Source organism: Paractinoplanes tereljensis (genome assembly GCF_016862435.1).
Lineage (GTDB): Bacteria > Actinomycetota > Actinomycetes > Mycobacteriales > Micromonosporaceae > Actinoplanes > Actinoplanes tereljensis.
Map to the genome: position 1 here is coordinate 1 of NZ_BOMY01000020.1, position 18,209 is coordinate 18,209.

The 18,209-nt window shown below is 71.0% G+C and carries 18 protein-coding genes; 8 read left to right on the forward strand and 10 right to left on the reverse strand.

All coding sequences use genetic code 11. From position 1 onward, the window contains the following. Positions 1 to 337: 337 nt before the first annotated feature. From Ate02nite_RS13435 to pcaH, 3 genes are read right to left on the reverse strand one after another with little or no spacing between them, the layout of a single operon-like run. Positions 338 to 1,501, reverse strand: a complete 1,164-nt coding sequence (locus tag Ate02nite_RS13435; RefSeq protein WP_203805160.1) for a lyase family protein — start codon at positions 1,499 to 1,501, stop codon at positions 338 to 340. Next, positions 1,498 to 2,052, reverse strand: coding sequence for a protocatechuate 3,4-dioxygenase subunit alpha (gene pcaG / locus Ate02nite_RS13440; protein ID WP_203805161.1), 555 nt, complete (start codon positions 2,050 to 2,052; stop codon positions 1,498 to 1,500). Before pcaG ends, Ate02nite_RS13435 begins: the two co-directional genes overlap by 4 nt. Continuing rightward, the gene (pcaH, locus tag Ate02nite_RS13445; protein WP_239147369.1) at positions 2,049 to 2,792 is read right to left on the reverse strand and encodes a protocatechuate 3,4-dioxygenase subunit beta; all 744 of its coding nucleotides are present in this window, start codon (positions 2,790 to 2,792) and stop codon (positions 2,049 to 2,051) included. The genes pcaG and pcaH overlap by 4 nt, the downstream gene beginning before the upstream one ends. Before the next feature lie 67 nt (positions 2,793 to 2,859). Here pcaH and Ate02nite_RS13450 point away from each other — a divergent pair, with 67 nt between their 5' ends. Both Ate02nite_RS13450 and Ate02nite_RS13455 read left to right on the forward strand, forming a co-directional pair. Beyond that, complete coding sequence (locus Ate02nite_RS13450; RefSeq protein ID WP_203805163.1) at positions 2,860 to 3,603, forward strand: IclR family transcriptional regulator; 744 nt, start codon at positions 2,860 to 2,862, stop codon at positions 3,601 to 3,603. 40 nt (positions 3,604 to 3,643) lie between these two features. After that, positions 3,644 to 4,801 carry a 4-hydroxybenzoate 3-monooxygenase gene (locus tag Ate02nite_RS13455; protein WP_203805164.1) on the forward strand — a complete coding sequence of 386 codons (1,158 nt, stop codon included), beginning with the start codon at positions 3,644 to 3,646 and terminating at the stop codon, positions 4,799 to 4,801. Here the strand turns inward: Ate02nite_RS13455 and Ate02nite_RS13460 are convergent. Next, a complete protein-coding gene (locus tag Ate02nite_RS13460; protein ID WP_203805165.1) occupies positions 4,734 to 5,885 on the reverse strand; it encodes a YibE/F family protein in 1,152 nt (383 codons plus the stop codon). The genes Ate02nite_RS13455 and Ate02nite_RS13460 overlap by 68 nt on opposite strands. A gap of 127 nt (positions 5,886 to 6,012) precedes the next feature. Here Ate02nite_RS13460 and Ate02nite_RS13465 point away from each other — a divergent pair, with 127 nt between their 5' ends. The 3 genes from Ate02nite_RS13465 to Ate02nite_RS13475 are packed head-to-tail and all read left to right on the forward strand — an operon-like array spanning position 6,013 to position 8,890. Next, positions 6,013 to 7,053 (forward strand): permease, encoded by a 1,041-nt coding sequence (locus Ate02nite_RS13465; RefSeq protein ID WP_203805166.1) that lies wholly within the window; start codon positions 6,013 to 6,015, stop codon positions 7,051 to 7,053. After that, positions 7,050 to 7,781, forward strand: a complete 732-nt coding sequence (locus tag Ate02nite_RS13470; protein WP_203805168.1) for a TIGR03943 family putative permease subunit — start codon at positions 7,050 to 7,052, stop codon at positions 7,779 to 7,781. Before Ate02nite_RS13465 ends, Ate02nite_RS13470 begins: the two co-directional genes overlap by 4 nt. Further along, positions 7,778 to 8,890, forward strand: coding sequence for a hypothetical protein (locus Ate02nite_RS13475; protein WP_239147370.1), 1,113 nt, complete (start codon positions 7,778 to 7,780; stop codon positions 8,888 to 8,890). The genes Ate02nite_RS13470 and Ate02nite_RS13475 overlap by 4 nt, the downstream gene beginning before the upstream one ends. 68 nt (positions 8,891 to 8,958) lie before the next feature. Here Ate02nite_RS13475 and Ate02nite_RS13480 read toward each other — a convergent pair whose 3' ends face one another. The 4 genes from Ate02nite_RS13480 to Ate02nite_RS13495 all read right to left on the reverse strand — a co-directional run bounded on the left by Ate02nite_RS13480 (position 8,959) and on the right by Ate02nite_RS13495 (position 13,353). Next, a complete protein-coding gene (locus tag Ate02nite_RS13480; RefSeq protein ID WP_203805170.1) occupies positions 8,959 to 10,311 on the reverse strand; it encodes an extracellular catalytic domain type 1 short-chain-length polyhydroxyalkanoate depolymerase in 1,353 nt (450 codons plus the stop codon). Positions 10,312 to 10,382: 71 nt separating this feature from the next. After that, positions 10,383 to 11,786, reverse strand: a complete 1,404-nt coding sequence (locus Ate02nite_RS13485) for a glycoside hydrolase family 10 protein (protein WP_203805172.1) — start codon at positions 11,784 to 11,786, stop codon at positions 10,383 to 10,385. Between the two features lie 278 nt (positions 11,787 to 12,064). Beyond that, positions 12,065 to 12,613, reverse strand: a complete 549-nt coding sequence (locus tag Ate02nite_RS13490; protein WP_239147371.1) for a hypothetical protein — start codon at positions 12,611 to 12,613, stop codon at positions 12,065 to 12,067. Positions 12,614 to 12,675: 62 nt separating this feature from the next. After that, complete coding sequence (locus Ate02nite_RS13495; RefSeq protein ID WP_239147372.1) at positions 12,676 to 13,353, reverse strand: sigma factor-like helix-turn-helix DNA-binding protein; 678 nt, start codon at positions 13,351 to 13,353, stop codon at positions 12,676 to 12,678. A 64-nt stretch (positions 13,354 to 13,417) separates the two neighbouring features. Between Ate02nite_RS13495 and Ate02nite_RS13500 the strand changes: the two genes are divergently transcribed. Further along, positions 13,418 to 13,888, forward strand: a complete 471-nt coding sequence (locus tag Ate02nite_RS13500) for an ester cyclase (protein ID WP_203805176.1) — start codon at positions 13,418 to 13,420, stop codon at positions 13,886 to 13,888. A 16-nt stretch (positions 13,889 to 13,904) separates the two neighbouring features. Here the strand turns inward: Ate02nite_RS13500 and Ate02nite_RS13505 are convergent, their stop codons facing one another. Then, positions 13,905 to 14,894, reverse strand: coding sequence for a hypothetical protein (locus Ate02nite_RS13505; RefSeq protein ID WP_203805178.1), 990 nt, complete (start codon positions 14,892 to 14,894; stop codon positions 13,905 to 13,907). A gap of 157 nt (positions 14,895 to 15,051) precedes the next feature. Between Ate02nite_RS13505 and Ate02nite_RS13510 the strand changes: the two genes are divergently transcribed. After that, the gene (locus Ate02nite_RS13510; RefSeq protein ID WP_203805180.1) at positions 15,052 to 16,179 is read left to right on the forward strand and encodes an outer membrane protein assembly factor BamB family protein; all 1,128 of its coding nucleotides are present in this window, start codon (positions 15,052 to 15,054) and stop codon (positions 16,177 to 16,179) included. A gap of 181 nt (positions 16,180 to 16,360) precedes the next feature. Next, complete coding sequence (locus Ate02nite_RS13515) at positions 16,361 to 16,999, forward strand: DUF4360 domain-containing protein (protein ID WP_203805182.1); 639 nt, start codon at positions 16,361 to 16,363, stop codon at positions 16,997 to 16,999. Between the two features lie 9 nt (positions 17,000 to 17,008). Here the strand turns inward: Ate02nite_RS13515 and Ate02nite_RS13520 are convergent, their stop codons facing one another. After that, on the reverse strand, positions 17,009 to 18,193 hold the full coding sequence (locus Ate02nite_RS13520) for an MFS transporter (protein WP_203805184.1): 1,185 nt from the start codon (positions 18,191 to 18,193) through the stop codon (positions 17,009 to 17,011). Positions 18,194 to 18,209: the final 16 nt, after the last annotated feature.

Genomic DNA, 18,209 nt, shown 5'->3' on the forward strand with positions numbered 1-18,209 from the left:
AACTCCGCAAGATCGCGCCGGGCTAGCTGGGAGGGTGCCTTGCGGGGCTTTGGCCCGCCGGTGCCGGTCGGTGTCGGGCGCGGCGCTGCGGGCGGCGGCGCGCTTCGCAGATCTTGTGGACTTGCTGCGCGCTCCTCGCGGGAACTCCGCAAGATCGCGGCGGTCGCCGCGCGGACGGTCGCCGCGCGAACGGTCGCCGCGCGAACGGTCGCCGCGCGAACGGTCGCCGCGCGGACGGTCGCCGTGCGGACGGTCGCTGTGGGTGGCCAGCTGAGGTAAGCAGAGCAGCGCGTATTGGTTAGCAGAGCAAAGCGCGTGCTGGGCACCATGTCGCGGGTCAGCATGGTTTGCCCTGGGCTCGCTCCAGAGCGGCGTCTATCAGCTGGTCGGTGGCGCCCAAGTAAGGGCCGTCGTCGCCCATCTTGGTGCGTTCCGCGTCTATGCCGGGGCGGGCCGCGGCCAGCGTCGCGGCCATCCGCTCGGCGTCGACCTGCAGGCCGCCCAGCAGCTCGGCGGTCTGGGAGGACGCCACCGCAGTGCGGCGGGCCAGGGTGCGCAGGGTGGACCACTCGACGTGCCAGGATCCGTCGGGGCGTTCGTCGATCGCCTCGGCCGCCGCCAGGTGCAGGGTGGCGGCCAGCTGGGGAGCGGCCAGGGCGGCCCGGCGGATCAGCACGGACAGGACCGGGTTCTGCTTCTGCGGCATCGCCGAGGAACTACCGCGCCCGGCTACCGCCGGTTCGGCCAGCTCGCCTATCTCGGGGCGGCCGGCCAGCAGCACGTCGTTGGCCAGCTTGCCCCAGGCGTCGGTGCAGGTGACGAACGCGTCGGCGACCCGGGTGAACGGGGTTCGCGCGGTGTGCCAGGGCGGGCGGACGGCCAGGCCCAGGTTCGCGGCCGCGATGGTGACCAGGTCGAGGGCGTGTTCCGGGGAGCCGGCCAGCACCGTGGGCGCGGCCAGGCTGCCGGCCGCGCCGCCGATCTGGACCGGCAGGTCGGCGGCCGCGATCAGCACGTCGCGGGCGTCCAGGATGCCGTGCAGCCAGCCGGCCGCCTTCAGCCCGAAGGTGATCGGGATGGCGTGCTGGGTGAGGGTCCGGGCGGCCATCCGGGTGGCCCGGTGCCGCTCGGCCAGGTAGGCCAGCTCGCCGATCTGCACGGACAGGTCGGCCTTGACCCGCTCGATGGTCGCACCGAGGTTGAGCACCAGTGCGGTGTCCAGCACGTCCTGGCTGGTCAAGCCGGTGTGCAGGGTTTCCCGGAGGTCCGGGTCAATCCGCTGCCGCAAGAGTTTGAGCAGCGGGATGACCGGGTTGCCGCCGTCCTCGGACTCCCGGGCCAGCACCGGCAGGTCGGCCGGTCCGACCAGGTCGCCCAGGTCGTGCGGCGAGCCGGTGACGGCGGCCAGCCAGGCCTCCTCGACCCGGACCATGGCGGCGACGATCGACTCGTCGGTGAACAGATCGCCGGCGCGGTGCTCGCCGGGCCAGAGGAGACTCATGCCCAGATGCCACGGTGCCTCGGGAAGCTCAGGAACACCGTCTCGTGCGGGCCCTGCAGGTGGATGTCGAAGACCACGCCGCTGTCGTCGGCCGCGGTGATCAGGGTGCCGCGGCGGTCCTCGGCCACCGACTCGAGCAGCGCGTCCAGGTCGGTCGGCGCCGGCAGGTAGGCCCGGGTGAACAGCCGGTCGAGCAGGCCGCGGGCGAACACCGCGATCGCGAAGAAGGCCGGCTTGCCGGGCTCGGTCGGGCCGGGCGTGAGGGTGGAAAACCAGTAGTGCCCGTCGGCGTCGGTGGCGGCCCGGCCGAAACCGGTAAACGTCCAGCCGTCCCGGCGCAGCGAGCCGGGCTGCTGCAGGATCTTCCCGTCCGGGTCGGCCTGCCAGATCTCGATCATCGCGTCCGGCACCGGTACGCCGCTGCCGTCGAGCACCCGCCCGTGGAACCGGATCGCGCCGGCCCGCCCGGGCGGCACCAGCTCGTTGCCCTTCTCGTAGGGCAGCCCGAGGTGGAAGAAGGGGCCGACCGTCTGGCCCGGGGCGGCACTCACGAGGGCTCCTCGGTGTCGAGCGGGGTGCGGTGGCTGCCGGTGAGCACGATGTCCCAACGGTAGCCGAGGCTGTATTCCGGCGAGGTCAGGTCGTGGTCGTACCTGGCGATCAGCATCTCCCGGGCCTTCGGGTCGGTCACCGACTGGAAGATCGGGTCGAGCGCGAAGAGCGGGTCGCCCGGGAAGTACATCTGGGTGATCAGCCGCTGGGTGAAGTCGGTGCCGAACAGCGAGAAGTGAATGTGCGCCGGGCGCCACGCGTTGAGGTGGTTGCGCCACGGGTACGGACCGGGCTGGATGGTCTGGAACCGGTAGTAGCCGTCCGCGTCGGTGAGCACCCGGCCCTGCCCGGTGAAGTTCGGGTCGAGCGGCGCCGGGTGCTGGTCGCGCAGGTGGGCGTAGCGTCCCGCCGCGTTCGCCTGCCAGATCTCCACCAGCTGGTGCGGCACCGGGCGGCCGTCGCCGTCGAGCACCCGGCCGGCCACCACGATCCGCGAGCCCTGCGGCTCGCCGGCGTGCTGGATGGTCAGGTCGGCCTCCGCCTCGGCGACGTCGGAGTGGCCGAAACACGGCGACCACAGCTCGACGCCCTCGGGGTCGATCGGATGCAGCGCCTTGGTCGGGTGCCGGAGGATGCTGCTGCGATAGGGCGGGTAGTCGAGGCGCGGCTGGATCTCGTGCGGGCCGTCCGCCTGACCGTCCGAGATCTCGCGGTCGATGTCCGCCTGGGTGGTCGTCACGCAATCGAAACTAGGCCCCGGCGGTTGCGGGCGCGATACTTGCCTTCCATTGGACGGAAGGAACACCATGTCGGCGAGCGTCACCTCCCGGGCCCTGGACCTGCTGGGTGCGTTCGACGCCGACCATCGGGCGCTCACCCTCAGCACCCTGGCCCGGCGGGCCGGACTGCCCCTGGCGACCGCCCATCGCCTGGTCGGCGAGCTGCAGCGGTGGGGCGCGCTGGCCCGGCTGGAGTCGGGTGAGTACGTGATCGGCCGTCGCCTGTGGGACCTCGGGCTGCTCGCCCCGGTGCAGGCCGGGCTGCGCCAGGCCGCCTCCCCGTTCCTGCACGACCTGTACGGCGCGACCCTGGCCACCGTGCACCTGGCGGTCCGGGACGGCTGCGAGGTGCTGTACATCGACCGGCTCGCCGGGCACGTTTCGGTGCCGGTGGTGAGCAAGGTCGGCTCGCGGCTGCCGATGCACGCCACCGGGGTGGGCAAGGTACTGCTCGCGCACGCTCCCGAGCCGGTCCGGGCCGAGGTGCTGGGCAAGCTCACCCGGGTCACGCCGTACACGATCACCCAGCCGGCGCGACTGCTGGACCAGCTGCGGCGGGTGCGGGCCGAGGGGTTCGCCACCACCGGCGAGGAGATGAGCCTCGGCGCCTGCTCGGTCGCCGTTCCGGTGCGCGGCCCGGCCGGCGAGGTGGTGGCGGCGCTCGGTCTGGTGGTGCCCGACCTGCGCCGGGAACGCGCCCGCCTGGTGGCCGCGCTGCAGGTGGCGACGCAGGGCATCAGCCGGGTGCTGGCTTCCGGTCAGTGGAATTAGCGGCTTGCCCCACCAGGCCCGGGGCGGGTTGTCTGGAGGTATGCGTACCCAGGTCGCCATCATCGGCGCCGGCCCGTCGGGCCTGCTTCTGTCCCATCTGCTCGCCCAGGGCGGCGTCGACTCGGTGGTCCTCGAGACCCGCTCCCAGGAGTACGTCGCGTCCCGCGTCCGGGCCGGCATCCTCGAGCAGTCGAGCGTCGATCTGCTCACCTCGGTGGGTCTCGGCGACCGGCTGCGCGCGGAGGGCGATGAGCACCGCGGCATCTATCTGAATTTCGCCGGCGAGCGGCATCATCTCGACTTCGTCGATCTGACCGGCCGCTCGGTCTGGGTCTACGGCCAGACCGAGGTGCAGAAGGACCTGGTCGCGGCGGGTACGGCCGATGCACGGTACGAGGTGACCGACGTCCAGCTGCACGACGTCGACTCCGACCGCCCCTACGTGACCTACGTTGACGCGGCGAACACCCCGAAGCGGCTCGACGCCGACGTGATCGCCGGCTGTGACGGGTCGTTCGGGCCGAGCCGGCAGGCGGTGCCGGCCGAGCATTTCGAGCGCACCTACCCGTACTCCTGGCTGGGGATTTTGGCCGATGTGGCACCTTCCACCGATGAACTGATCTACGCCTGGCATCGGAATGGTTTTGCCCTGCATTCGATGCGTTCACCCACGGTGAGCCGCCTCTACCTGCAGGTGCCGAACGGCACCGACCCGGCGAGTTGGTCGGACGAGCGGATCTGGGACGAGCTGGCGGTGCGGCTCGGGCACGGGCAGGACGGCTGGAAGCTGACGCCCGGCCCGATCACCGAGAAGAGCGTGCTGCCGATGCGCAGTTACGTGCAGACGCCGATGCGGCACGGCCGGGTGTTCCTGGCCGGCGACGCCGCGCACATCGTGCCGCCCACCGGCGCGAAGGGCCTCAACCTGGCGATCGCCGACGTCTCCCTCCTCAGCAAAGCCCTCATTGCCATGCTGACCGAAAACAATCACGAACTGGCGGACAGCTACTCGGATGACGCGCTGCGGCGGGTCTGGCGCTGCACGCATTTCTCCTGGTGGATGACGACGATGCTGCACACCAGCGACGACCCGTTCGACGCCCAGCTCCAGCTGTCGCAGCTCAAGTGGGTCACGACCTCGAATGCCGGGGCGACCGGGCTGGCGGAGAACTACGCGGGCCTGCCGATCGGGTTCTGACCACCAGGACGGCGAGGGCGGTGGTGATCGGCACCGAGGCGACCAGGCCGATGGTGCCGACCGCGCTGCGGAGGATCTCGCTCGCGACGAGTTCCCCGGTGAGCACGTCCCGCACCGGCGAACTTCCGGTGGCAAGCAACAACAACAAGGGCAGAGAGGCGCCGGCGTACGCGAGGACAAGCGTATTCACCGCGGAGGCGACGTGCGCCCGGCCGACCCGGCTGGCCGCTCGGTAGATCTCCCGGCGGCTGCGGTCACCATGCGCGGCCAGCTCGGCGACCGTGGCGGCCTGGGTGACGGTGACGTCGTCGAGGACGCCGAGCGCGCCGATCACGATCCCGGCCAGCAGCAGCCCGCGCATGTCCAGGCCGGCCTGGGTGGCGGCGAGGAACGCGGCGTCGTCGCCGGCCACCCCGGTCAGGTGCAGGGCGGCGGTGAACCCGGCCCCGAGCAGCCCGGTGACGACCAGGCTGGCCAGCGTGCCGGCGATCGCCACCGAGGTGTGCACGTTGACCCCGTGCGTCAGGTACAGCGCCGCGAACATGATCGCGGCGCTGCCGACCACCGCGACCAGCAGCGGGTTCTCGCCCTTGAGGATGGCCGGGATGACGAACAGCAGCAGCACCGCGAAGCTCACCGCGAGCCCGACCAGCGCGGTCAGCCCGAGCCGCCGCCCGAACGCGAGCACGGCCAGGACGACCGCCACCAGCAGCCAGATCATCGGCCCGGCCCGCTGGTGGTCGACGACCGTGTAGTCCCGGCCGCCCGGCACCGCGCCCGGCAGGTGCAGCAGCACCACGTCGTCGCCGGTCGCGATGGCCGGCGCGCCCGGCCCGCTCGGCACGTCGACGGTGACCGTGCTGCCGTCGCCGAGCCGCACGGTCGCGGTGGTGCCGGCGATCGCGGTGACCCTGGCGTTCACCCGTTCGCCTGGATCTCCGGCCGATCCGAGATGAATTCGGCCGGGCCAGAGCACGGCCATCGCCACCAGGGTGGCGATGGCGGCGGGGATCAGCACGGCGGCAAGGACCCGCCGGGTGCGGGGATCGGCAGGCCCGGAGGGTACGCCGTGCGAGTGACTCACAGTGCGGCGACGCTAGTTCGGTCGCGCTCTTATTCACAAGTAGACATATGCGCAGCTCCAGCCGATCTCGGCGCCGATCGGGGCGGCCGCTATCGTGGGCCGCGGCCCCCAGCTATCGGAGTGACCCGTGAGCCAGAACCGCCTCGGCGAGGAGATCGACTGGACCCCGCCGGCCCCGCCGCCGCCGGCGTCGCCTCCTCCTGCCGCGCCGCCCCGCACTCGGCGGATCGGCTCGCTGGAGGTCCTAGCCGCGCTGCTCGTCCTGCTGGTGATCTTCCGGGGCTGGCTCGGCGGCCTGGTCGACGGTGAACGCCTGCAGACGTGGACCACGGTGTTCGTGTCGGTGCTGGTCCAGGCCGTACCCTTCCTGGTTTTCGGGGTCGCGCTGTCCGCGGTGATCGCGGTGTTCGTACCTCGCTCGTTCTGGGCCAAGGCCCTCCCCCGCCATCCCGCCCTCGCCGTGCCCGCCGCCGGCCTGGCCGGCGTGATTTTGCCCGGCTGCGAATGCGGCAGCGTGCCGATCGCAGGGTCGCTGATCCGCCGGGGTGTCACGCCGGCCGCGGCCCTGGCGTTCCTGCTGGCCGCACCGGCGATCAACCCGATCGTGCTGGCCGCCACCGCCGTCGCCTTCCCCGGCAAACCGGAGATGGTGGTCGCGCGCGGCGTGGCCAGCCTGATCGTGGCGGTCGCGATGGGCTGGCTGTGGCTGCGCATCGGCAAGCCTGAATGGATCCGGCTGCCGCACCGCCCGGACGTGGACGGCGAGTCGAAGGCGCACGCGTTCTGGGCAGCGGTCCGGCACGACGTCATGCACGCCGGTGGCTACCTGGTGCTGGGGGCCGCGGCCGCCGCCACCATCAACGTGGTGGTGCCGGCCTCGTGGCTGCAGCGCCTCGCCGAGAACCCGATTCTGTCGGTGCTGGCCCTGGCCGTACTGGCCGTCCTGCTGTCGATCTGCAGCGAGGCCGACGCGTTCGTGGCGGCGTCGCTGTCGCAGTTCTCGCTGACCTCGCGGCTGGTGTTCCTGGTGGTCGGCCCGATGGTCGACCTGAAGCTGATCGCCATGCAGACCGGCGTGTTCGGGCGGCGCTTCGTGGTGCGTTTCGCCCCCACGACGTTCGTCGCCGCCATCCTGGTCGGCACGGCCGCGGGGTTGGTGCTGCTGTGAGCCGGTTGACGCAGGCCGTTGTCCTGCTTCTCTTCGGCGGGGCCATTCTGCGCGCCTCGGTCACCGACCTCTACCTGCGCTATGTCAAGGAAGGGCTGCGGCCCTTCCTCATCGTCGCCGGCCTCCTGCTGGTCGCGGCGGCGGTGATGACGCTGTGGCAGTCGTTGCGAGCCGGCGAGGCCGAGGAGGAGCACGACGCCGGGCACGATCACGGGCACTCGCATGCGCATGAGCCGCGCATCGGGTGGCTGCTCATCCTGCCGGTGCTCGGGCTGCTGCTGGTGGCGCCGCCCGCGCTCGGTTCCTTCGCGGCCGGGAAGTCCGGCAGTGTTTCGGCCACCCCGGTGTCCGATTCGGATTACCCGGCGTTGCCGGCCGGGGACCCGGCGCCGGTGAGCCTGCTCGACTACGCGTCGCGGGCGCTCTTCGACGAGGGCAAGAGCCTGACCGGCCGCAACGTCCGGCTGACCGGCTTCGTCACGCCGGCCCCGGACGGTTCGCCGATGCTGGCCCGGATCGTGCTCAGCTGCTGCGCCGCCGACGGCCGCCCGATCAAGCTCGGCCTGACCGGCCAGGTCCCGCAGGAGGTCGCGGCCGACACGTGGATCGAGGTCGTGGGCGTCTACAGCACCCAGCGCGGCAAGGACCCGGTCAACGAGGTCGACGTCGCCTACCTCGAGGTGAAGACCTGGCAGGAGATCGACCAGCCGAAGCAGCCCTACGCGTGACCCTGATCGACGAGAGCCCGGCCGGCGCCCGGACCGAAGCCCGCCGCCGGCGCCGCCCCGGCATCGCGGTGCTGGTCAGCCTGGTGGTGGCGCTGGTGGCCGGTGGTGCGCTGCTGGTGGTCGGGCCGGCCGGGCGCGACGAACCGGCGACGAACGAGCGGCTCACCGCGGAAGCGGCCTGGCCGAAGGCGGTGCGGGCCGACTTCGACCCGGCCATGCCGGACGGGCCGCTCTTCGCGCCGCTGCTGTTCCTCGACACGGCGAGCGCGATCGGGACCGCGCCCACGCCGGATGCCGGGTCGGTGCGGCTCGGCATTCGCGACGCGAGCGGGTTCCGGCAACTGCGGTCGCTGCCGCTGGACGGGAATCCGCAGTTCGAGGCGGTCGCGGCGGCCGGGGACGACATCGTCTGGACCGAGTCCACCGACGGGCAGCCGCAGGTGCGGATCTGGCACGCGTCGCGGCGGGACGGCCCGGCGAAGCTGCTCACCGCCGACACCGGGAACGCGATCTTCTTCGGCAACCAGTTCGACCTGAGCATCGGCGACGGGCTGGTGCGGTGGGCGGCCGCGAACGGCAAGAGCACCGAGGTGCGGTCGGTGCCGCTGGGCGGCGGGACGGTCGCGGTGCACAGCGAGCCGGGCAACTGGTCGCTGTCGGCGTGGCCGTGGCTGGTCGACGAGAACGAGCGGCGGCTGCGCAACCTGGCGACCAACCGGGACACCGAGGTGGTCACCTCCGGGCCGGAGGCGGCCACCTGCTCACCGGCCTGGTGCCGGGTGACGGTGATGACCAGCGACGGGGTCGCCCGCATCGACCTCATGCACCCGGACGGCAGCGCGCGGCGCCGGATCGCGGGCGGCGACGCGCAGGCCGCGGTGGACGACGTGGCGGTGCTGGACCGGTTCGAGCTGCTGGCCCAGCCGGGACCGGACTCCGACCTGACCGGGACCACGGCGCTGCTGGTCTACGACGCGGCCACCAGCCGGACCGTGGACGTCACGGCCGCGGCGGACGGCGCTTTCACCGGCGGCGGGCTGCTGTGGTGGTCGACCGGCGGACTCGAGGACGACGTCGCCTGGCACGTGCTTGACCTCCGTACCGTCTAAATAGCGCGACGTCGCCGCGGAGCCTGAGCCCCGCGGCGACGCCGTCGCCGATCAGGCGGTGGATCTGATCAGCTGGAGGTGCACGCGCCCCCGTTGAGGGTGAAACCCGTCGGCGCACCGCTGTTGCCGGTGTGGGTGGCCTGGTAGCCGACGGTGACCGAGCCGCCGACCGCGATGCTCCCGTTGTAGGACACGTTGGTCGCGGTCACCTGGCCCGACGCCGGGCTGTAGGTGGCGTTCCAGCCGTTGGTGATGGTCTGGCCGGACGGCAGCGTGAAGGCGAGCCGCCAGCCGCTGATCGCCGCGCTGCCGGTGTTGGTCACCGTGACGTTGTTGGTCAGGCCGGTGTTCCACGCACTGATCGAATTGACCACCTTGCACGCCCCAGAAGGAGCAACCGTGGTTGGTGCGGTCGTCGGCACCGTGGTCGGTGTCGTCGTGGGCGTGGTCGTCGGCGTGGTCGTCGGCGGGGTGGTCGGCGACGTGCTGTCCAGGCCGAAGAACGAGATGGCCAGCTTGGCCTGGCCGGACAGCGGCAGCGAGTGCCCGGTGTTGGCCACGCTGATGCCCTCGACCGGCGCCTGCACGGTGTTGGTGCCGTAGCGGGTGCGGGTCCAGCCGGACTGCGGCGTGTCGGTGAGGACCGGGGTCTGGCTCACGCCGAGCACGTTGGTCCACTGCTTGATCTCTTCGCCGAAGTTCGGGTAGGCCAGCGTGGTGTCGGTGGTGCCGTGGAAGAGCTGCATCCGCGGGCGCTTGCCGGTGTAACCGGGGTAGGCGGCCCGGACCGCGTCACCCCACGCCGCCGGGGTCTTGCTGACCGTGCCCTGGGCGCAGGCGCTGTTCCAGCCGGCCTGGTTGGCCGGGTTGGTGGGATCGCCGGCCGAGGCCGAGAAACAGCTGAACGGTACGCCCATGAAGGCCGACCCGGCCGCGAACACATCGGGGTAGTCGCCGAGCAGGACGTTGGTCATCATCCCGCCGGACGAGGCGCCGGTGACGAACGTGCGGTTGACGTCGGTGCCGTAGTGCGACTGCACGTAGCGGACCATCGAGACGATGCCGACCGGGTCGCTGTTGCCGCTGTGGGTCAGCGCGCCGGCCGACGAGTTGTCGTAGCAGTTGCCGGAGCGGGTGGTGGACGGGTAGATCACCACGAAGCCGTACTGGTTGGCCAGGGTGGCGAACTCGGTGCCGGAGTAGAACGCCGGGCCGGAGCCGGTGCAGTAGTGCACGGCGACCAGCAGGCCCGGGTTGGTGGCTAGCTTGTCCGGAACGTACAGGTGCATGCGCAGGCCGGTCGGGTTGGTGCCGAAACCGGTGATCTCCTGCAGTGACGCGGCGGCGGCCGGCGAGGACGGGAGCGTGACGCCGAGGACGATCGCCGCGGCCGCGGCGAACGCGGCAAGCAGTTTCTTCATGTCGTCGGTCCTTCAGGACAGGGGCGCGGCCGCGGAACACCGGACGGGGGAGGTTCCGCGGCCGCCGCCACTCATCGAGCGGTGCAGGTGGGCGTCGCGGACGGGCCGACGCCGGTGCCCTGGAAGCCGAACTCGGTGGACGCAGCCGCGTTGACCGAGCCGTTGTAGCTGACGTTGGCGAAGCTCACCGCGCCGCTCGAGCCGCTCGCGGTGGTGTTCCACGAGTTGGTGACCGCGGCGCCGCTGGGCAGGGTCACCCCGACGGTCCAGCCGTTGATCTTCGCCGAGCCCGCGGTCACCTTGATGGTGGCGACGAACCCGCCGCTCCACTGGTTGAGGGAGACCGTGGCGCTGCAGCCGGCGGTGGCCGGCGGGGAGGTGGTCGGGTTCGAGGTGGACGGCAGCACGGTGGTCGGGCTCGTGGTCGGCACGCTGGTCGTCGGGTTGGTCGTCCCGCCGCTGTTCAGCGCATCCAGCGCCGCGGTGTACGACGCCTTCTTGTTGCCGCTGTTGTCGAACAGCAGCGGGGTGTCGCTGGCCCGCCACGAGTCCGAGTCGCGGATGCCCCACACCGTGATGCCGTTGCAGCGGGCGACCGCCAGGCAGGCCTTGACCACGCTGGAGTAGCTGGTGGCCTGGGCCGTGCCGGAGCCGGCGATGTCCAGCTCGGTGATCTGCACGTCCACCCCGAGGGCGGCGAACCGGGCCAGGTTCTGCTGGATGTCGCTGGTCACCGGGGAGGCCGAGTTGAAGTGCCCCTGGAAGCCGACGCAGTCGATCGGAACACCGCGGGTCTTGAAGTCGGACACCATGTTGTACACGGCGGTCGACTTCGCGTTGATCCCGTCGGTGTTGTAGTCGTTGTAACAGAGCTTGGCGGCCGGGTCGGCGGCCCGCGCGGTGCGGAACGCCACCTCGATCCAGTCGTTGCCGGTGTTCTGCAGGTTGGAGGAGCGCCGGGCGCCGCTGGTGCCGTCGGCAAACGCCTCGTTCACCACGTCCCAGGAGTAGATCTTGCCCTTGTAGTGGGTGGCGACGTTGGTGATGTGGTTGGTCATGGCGCTGCGCAGGGCGGTGCCGCTCAGCGACTGCGCCCAGCCCGGCTGCTGCGAGTGCCAGGCCAGGGCGTGCCCGCGGACGCGCTGGTTGTGCGACTGGGCCTGGCTGACGATCTGGTCGCCGCTGGTGTAGCTGAACGAGTTCTGGGACGGCTCGGTGGCGTCCCACTTCATCTCGTTCTCGGGCGTGACCATGTCGAACTCGCGGTTGAGGATCGTCGAGTAGACGCTGTCGCTCAGCTTGTACGCCGCGACCGCGGTGCCGAAGTAACGGCCGGTGGCAGCCGCCGAGGCACCGAGGGTGGTGGCCGCGTTGGCGTTGCCCGCGGAGAGCAGCACGGCGCCGCTCGCGACGAGCACCGCGGACGCGGCGGAGAGGGTGGCGGCGAGGACGCGCCGTCTGGGGGAACGGTTCATTGCCGAGGGCCTTCCAGCTGCGGAGGGGGACGGGTGGTCGCGGCGGTGGAGCCTTAACCGTTACAGCGGAAAGTGATCCGGATCGATCGAAACATTAACGCCAAGTTCCGGAAATCTCAATGCTGGAGTTTTCGCCGTCCCCTGCAAAACGCTGGCAAAACACCAATTTTATCCGGCTTTTATCGGGCAAAAGTTCGTGATCAGAGTTCCGAAACTTACGGACTCAGCCGGATGACAACGTTGACAGTCATGAATGAACCGTTTCATTGGAGCGAGCCTCAGTGCAACCGCGACACGGCCGGCGTCACTCGTCGCGACCCGGTCCCGGGCCGGCCGAGCGGCACCGTCGCGGCCAGAATCACCAGGGCCGCGAGCGGCAGCAGGTCGAGGTTGACGCTGATCGCCAGGTAGCCGAGGAAGAACAGGATCGGGCTCCACACCGGCACCCGCCCGGCCGCCACCTGCAGGCTCAGCAGCACCGACATGCCGAGCACGAACAGCAGCGGCCCGGTGATCTCCAGCGGGCCCGGCAGCGGCCACCGGTCCCGGAACGACGCCGACAGGTCCCCGACGATCACCCAGAGGAAACAGGCCACCCCGAAAACCGAGACGGCGGCGGCCACCGCGGCAATGCGCCGGCCCATCCGAGTACGCCGAAAGAGTGCCACGGCAATCATCGCGAACAGCACCATCGACCCGAAGAACGCGAGGTGCCCGACGATCCAGGCCGCCCCCTGCTTGTCGCGATGCCCGTCCAGTCCGTCCATCCACCGCAGAACGCCGTAGGCCAGCAGGAGCAGCGGCGCGGCGAAAGCCATCGATCTCATGGCCCCGAGCCTAGGAAGCCCGGCACCCCATTCGATATGGGTGAAGTCCCCCGCACTACCCCCTAAATTCTGGTCAGCTTCTCCGGGTTGCGCACCAGCCGGATCCCGGCGATCCGTTGGCTGTCCGCATCGAGGTCGAGGTCGACCACGGCCAGCACCTCCGACCCGGCACTCAGCACGGCGGCCGCCGCACCGTTCAGCCGAACCAGCCGATAGGTGGTGCCCGGCGGATAGAGGGCGACGCTCCGCGCGAAGAAGGCCACCACGTCGGCCACCCCGTGCAGCGGCACCCGCGGCATCTCCCCGGATCCGTTGCTGTCGGCCCACATCACCACGTCCGGCGCCAGCAGCTCCAGCAGTCCGGCCAGGTCGCCACCGACACAGGCGGCCAGAAACCGCCCGGTGACCTGACCGCGGACCAGGTCGTCCACCTCGTACCGGCGCCGCCGCTCCCGCACATGCGCGCGGGCCCGGTGCGCCACCTGCCGCACCGCCTCCGGCGACCGGTCCACCGCCACCGCCACCTCGGCATAGCCGACGTCGAACACGTCCCGGAGCACGAAGACGGCCCGCTCCAGCGGGGACAGGCTCTCCAGCACGACAAGCATGGCCATCGACACCGACTCGGCCAGCTCCAGCCGCGTGCCCGCGTGCGGCTCCGGCAGCCAGGGCCCGACGTACGCCGCCCGCCGGACCTTGGCCCGGCGCAGGTGGTCGATGGCGACCCGGGTGACGGTCACAGGCCCGCCCCCGCGCCCGTCTGAGTGCGCGCAACCGACCACGCTACCTCCGAAGGGCAAGCCCATGACCGTAGGCGAGCGCTACCTCCGCGCCATCGCAACACCCGACCTGACCGAGGTGGACGCCCTGTTCGCCGAGGACGTCGTGTTCTATACCCCGTTCGCCCGGGCTGCCCGGGGCCGGGATTTCATCCGGGCCTTCATTGCGGCCTTCCACCAGGCGATGCCGGGCCTGCGGGCCACCCTGCACGACGAGTTCGGCAGCGCCGACGGCAGCCGGGTAGCGGTGCGGATCTCCATCCACTGGCACAACATCGGGTCCTTCATGGGTAACCCGCCCACCGGCGACACCGGCGTGGAGAGCGAAATCCACACCCTGCGGCTGACCGACGGGCGGATCACCGAATGCTGGGTCGGCCACAACACGCTGGACCTGACCTACCACCAACTCGTGTCCTGGAGCATGAAGCTCCCGGCGGACACCACCGATCCGGCGCCCGAACTGAGCTCGGTAACCGCTCGGCCCCGCGACTGAGCGCCGCCGCCCGGCATCACCCTCGTACGTGGTGCCGGGCGGCCTGGGCGTTGAATGCCTCGAGTGGCGCGGGATCGGCGTACGCGGTCGGGGTGCCGTTGGAGTTTTGGAATTTGTCCAGGTAGAAGTAGCGCGCCTTGCCGATCGGGTCGAGGTCGCTGCTGCCGTCGGTGCCGCGGGTGTTCCACCAGGCGAGGCCCCAGAACGGCCAGCCCTGCTTGGCCGGCTTCCAGGTGTCCAGCTCCTTGCAGATCCCGTTGAGCCAGGCCGCCCGGCCCCGGCCGGCCGGGTCGGACGGGATGCCGATCGCGCCCAGTTCCGCGATGATGCGGGGCCGGTGGTCGTCGGAGCTGTCGCGGTAGCTTTTGAGCCCCGACAGGAACGTCACCGGATCCGGGTACTCGTCGGCCACCCGCTTGCCGGACCGGTCCCAGGAATTCATGTACATGTCGATCGCGTACAGGTCGCTGAATTCCGGACCGGGATCGTATTGACCGTAGTCGTGCTTACCCTTGTTGGCATCCTCGATCCACTGCAACGTGAGGACCGGGCCGGCCTTCACCCTCTTCCGCTTGTCGGCGGGCAGCTCGGTGATGCAGGCACGCCACCAGGCCTTGTAATTGTCGATGTATTCCTTCGAGTGCTCCCAGAAATGGCGTTCCGGTTCGTGCTGGTCGGTCAGCAGCAGCAACCGCACCCAGTCGGGCATTGCGGTGATGCGCTCCCGCATCTCCCGGAATTTACTGCTGTCGCCGTTGATGTTGCTCGACAGGAAGGGCACGACGCCGTTGTCCCGGCAGTAGATCAGGCGCGGGTCGTCCCAGCTCGGAGGTAGTCCGTCGGAGTCCGGGAAGATGCGCATGAATCCGTTGCGGGGAATGACCTTCGGACCGTAATGATTGTTGTCGAGCTCTCCTTTCTTCATCGTCGCGCCGATCCAGTAGGACCACGCCGAGTTGTCGCCGCCTGGAATAACCTCAGCCGCATTGGCCGCGCTGATCTGCACGGGAACCACCTCCGTACTGATTAGACACGGGTGCGCCGACACCGCCCGGCATCGGCGCGGCACCGCCCCACTTTCGTGTTGACATTCATCCGGCCCGGCCCGCCGCAAGGGCCCACGAGCCGATCATCGACATATGCCTAGAATGCATTTAGCGGCGTTGTTACTGACAATCGGACTCGGCGCGACCGTGCCGGCGCAGGCGACCCCGCCACCGGCATCGTGGGGGCAGGACGGCTTCGGGCCGGGCAACACGAGTTACAACCCGTCCGAGTCGGTGGTCAACGCCGGCTCGATCGGGCGTCTGAAGCTCCGCTGGACCGTCACCTCGTCGTCCGGCACCCCGGGCTGCCGGCCCGACCCGCTCGCTCCCCTGGTCGTCGGCAACCGGGTCTTCCTGCGGGACGGCGGTGGTGTCGGCGCCTACGACGCGGCGACCGGCAAACGCCTGTGGCGCGACACCGGCTCCGGCACCGCCGCCGCCCTGATCGTCGCCGGCAACCTGGTCCTGGTCTTCGACGGCGGCTGCGACTCGTCCAGCGCGTACGGCAGTTCGGTCACCGCACTCGACGCCGGCTCCGGAGCCCGGCGCTGGCGCCGTACCGGCGGCTGGACCGTCGACACCGCGGTGGCCGACGCCGGCACGGTGGTGACCTCCGGCGCCTGCGGCACCTGCGGGGACGCCGCCCACGGCGTCAACGCCTATCGCCTCAGCGACGGCGCGCTGCTGTGGTCGCGGCCCAACGAGGTTCTCGCCGGCCCGGTCGCCGCGGGCAGCCTGGTCCTGCTGCGCGAGACCACCGGCACCGCCGAGACCTGGGCCAGTCGGATCAGCACCGGCAAGCCGGTGTGGGGCACGAGCCGGTCGTCCACCGCGGCCGCCGCCAGCCCGGCCGGCACCCAGCTCTACCTCACCGACGACGAGTGCCTGAGCGCCCGGCTGGCCGGCGACGGCAAGCCACTCTGGACGGTCCCGAAGGAGAGCGGTGACCTCGCCGCCGACGACCGTCAGGTCTACGTGGCCTCGGCCGGCCGGATCAACACCTACAACGCGAAGACCGGCCGGCTGGTCTGGACCCGCGCGTTACCGAACCCGGGTTCACCCGTACGCGCCGGCGGCCTCCTCTACGTCCGGTCCGGCAAGGGAAGCCTCGCGATCCTCAACGCGGCCGACGGCCGCCCGGTCCCGATCAAGACGACGTACGGCGGGCTCAGCGTGCACGTGGTCGCGGCCGGCGGCCGGCTCCTGCTGACCGGCGAATCGTCCGTCCGGGCGTACGCGCCCTGAATTCGTCCCCTACGAGTGCGGTAGGGCGAACGGACAAACAGCGGTCCTCCACACAGGTCGCTCCCGATCTTCCTGGTTACGCGACGGCGTTCGGTTTCGTTGTGCTCATGACGCGGACATTTACCCCAAATGTCCGCGTCATCGGCAACTGCATCGACGTACGCGTTCGGAAGGAATTCCCATGCTCAAGACCCTTGCTATCGGCGCCACCCTGGCCGGTGCCCTCGCTGCCACCGGCACGCCGGCCACCGCCGCCCCCCGCCCGACGCCGAACGACGAAATGGTCATCGGCGTGGTCGCCGCCAACGGCTCCGGCTGCCCGTGGGGAAGCGCTCAGGTGACCCCGTCACCCGACAACAAGGCCTTCACCGTCACCTACAGCGAGTTCACCGCGCAGGTCGGGGTCGGCGCCCGGCCGTCCGACTTCCGCAAGAACTGCCAGCTCGCGCTGGACGTGCACGTCCCGCAGGGATACACGTACGCGATCTCCGGCACCGATTACCGCGGGTTCGCCCACATCGAGCGGGGAGCGAGCGGCTCCGAGACCGCGAACTACTACTTCCAGGGCGAACGGCAGAGCACCCGGATCCAGCACAACTTCGACGGCCCGTACGACGGCAACTGGCAGCGCACCGACACCGTCGGCATCACCTCGCTGGCCTACCTGCCCTGTGGCGAGCAGCGCTACCTGAACGTCAACACCGAGCTCCGGGTCAACGGCGGCTGGTCGAACGTCAAGAAGACCACCAGCATGCTGACCATGGACTCGACCGACGGCCGCCTCGACACGCTCTATCACGTCGCCTGGAAGAAGTGCTGATCACGTTCCCTATCGTCGGCCCGGGCTGTTCGCCCGGGCCGACGGGGCACGTTCCGGCGCGCTTTCCGTCCGGGTCGGCATCACCGCGGCCGCGACCAGCGGGAAGGCGATAGCTGCGGCGAAGCCCGGGCCGTATCCGGTGGTGGCGATGAGCGCGGCCATCGCCGGTGGGGTCGCGGTGGCGACGATGTTCTGGGCGGTGTTCTGAATACCCAGGGCCCGGCCCGCCCAGGACCGTCCCGCGTACTCGGCGACCGCGGTGAAGGCCAGGCCGTTCGGGCTCACCGCCAGGACCCCGGCCAGCAGCAGGGCCGGGATCGCGAGACCGGTGCCCGCACCGGCGGCCAGGACCGCCAGCACGACGGCGGTGCCGAGGGCGACCTGGCGCATCGGGCGCATCCGGGACCCGGTGCGGTCCGACCACCAGCCCACCGCGAGCCGGCCGAGGGCGCCGATGATCTGACCGGCGGCCAGCAGACGGCCGGCCGCGGCCGGGTCCCAGCCGTGCGCGTCGACCAGGAACACCAGGGCGAACGTCGCGACGGTGAACTGCGGGACGATCAGCAGCGCGCTGGCCGCGTGGATGCGCCACAGGACCGGCGTGCGGTACGGCGTGCCGGGCGGCAACGCGTCCGGCGCGACCGGGGCGGCCGGGTCCCGCACGAACGCGATCACCAGTACCGCCGCGACCAGACAGAACGCGCCCAGGAAGGCGAACGCCTCACGCCGGCCCAGGGACGGCAGGACCAGGGCGGCCAGCGCCACGCCGAGTGGCTGGGCGGTCTGCCGCAGGCCCATGGCCAGGCCGCGTTCCCGGGCCGCGAACCAGCCCAGGATCAACCGGCCGCTGGAGGCGTGGGTGGCGGCACCGGCCGCGCCGGCCAGGAAGAAGCAGGCGGCCAGGGCGCGCAGGCCACCCGCGGTGATGCCGGCCAGCAGGATCGCGCCGGCCGCGCCGAGGCCGATGGCCAGGACCCGGCGCTCGCCCCAGCGGTCGGCGGCGGCACCCCACGCGATCAGGGTGAACAGCAGGCCCGCGGTGGGGGCGGCGGCGAGCAGTCCTGCCTGGGCCAGGGTGAGGCCCTCGGCCCGGAAGGCCGGAATCAGGTACGGCAGGCCGTACTGGAACGTGCAGGCCGCGGCCATGGCCAGCATCCCCACCGCGAGGACGGCCCAGCGTCGACGATCAGCCACCTTCATCACCTCAGCA

Excerpts from the sequence above, each read along its gene's own strand:
- Ate02nite_RS13490 (WP_239147371.1), bottom strand. The coding sequence starts at position 12,613 with ATGAGATCGATGGCTTTCGCCGCGCCGCTGCTCCTGCTGGCCTACGGC.
- Ate02nite_RS13480 (WP_203805170.1), bottom strand. The coding sequence starts at position 10,311 with ATGAAGAAACTGCTTGCCGCGTTCGCCGCGGCCGCGGCGATCGTCCTC.
- Ate02nite_RS13455 (WP_203805164.1), top strand. The coding sequence starts at position 3,644 with ATGCGTACCCAGGTCGCCATCATCGGCGCCGGCCCGTCGGGCCTGCTT.
- Ate02nite_RS13450 (WP_203805163.1), top strand. The coding sequence starts at position 2,860 with ATGTCGGCGAGCGTCACCTCCCGGGCCCTGGACCTGCTGGGTGCGTTC.
- Ate02nite_RS13515 (WP_203805182.1), top strand. The coding sequence starts at position 16,361 with ATGCTCAAGACCCTTGCTATCGGCGCCACCCTGGCCGGTGCCCTCGCT.
- Ate02nite_RS13485 (WP_203805172.1), bottom strand. The coding sequence starts at position 11,786 with ATGAACCGTTCCCCCAGACGGCGCGTCCTCGCCGCCACCCTCTCCGCC.
- Ate02nite_RS13435 (WP_203805160.1), bottom strand. The coding sequence starts at position 1,501 with ATGAGTCTCCTCTGGCCCGGCGAGCACCGCGCCGGCGATCTGTTCACC.
- Ate02nite_RS13500 (WP_203805176.1), top strand. The coding sequence starts at position 13,418 with ATGACCGTAGGCGAGCGCTACCTCCGCGCCATCGCAACACCCGACCTG.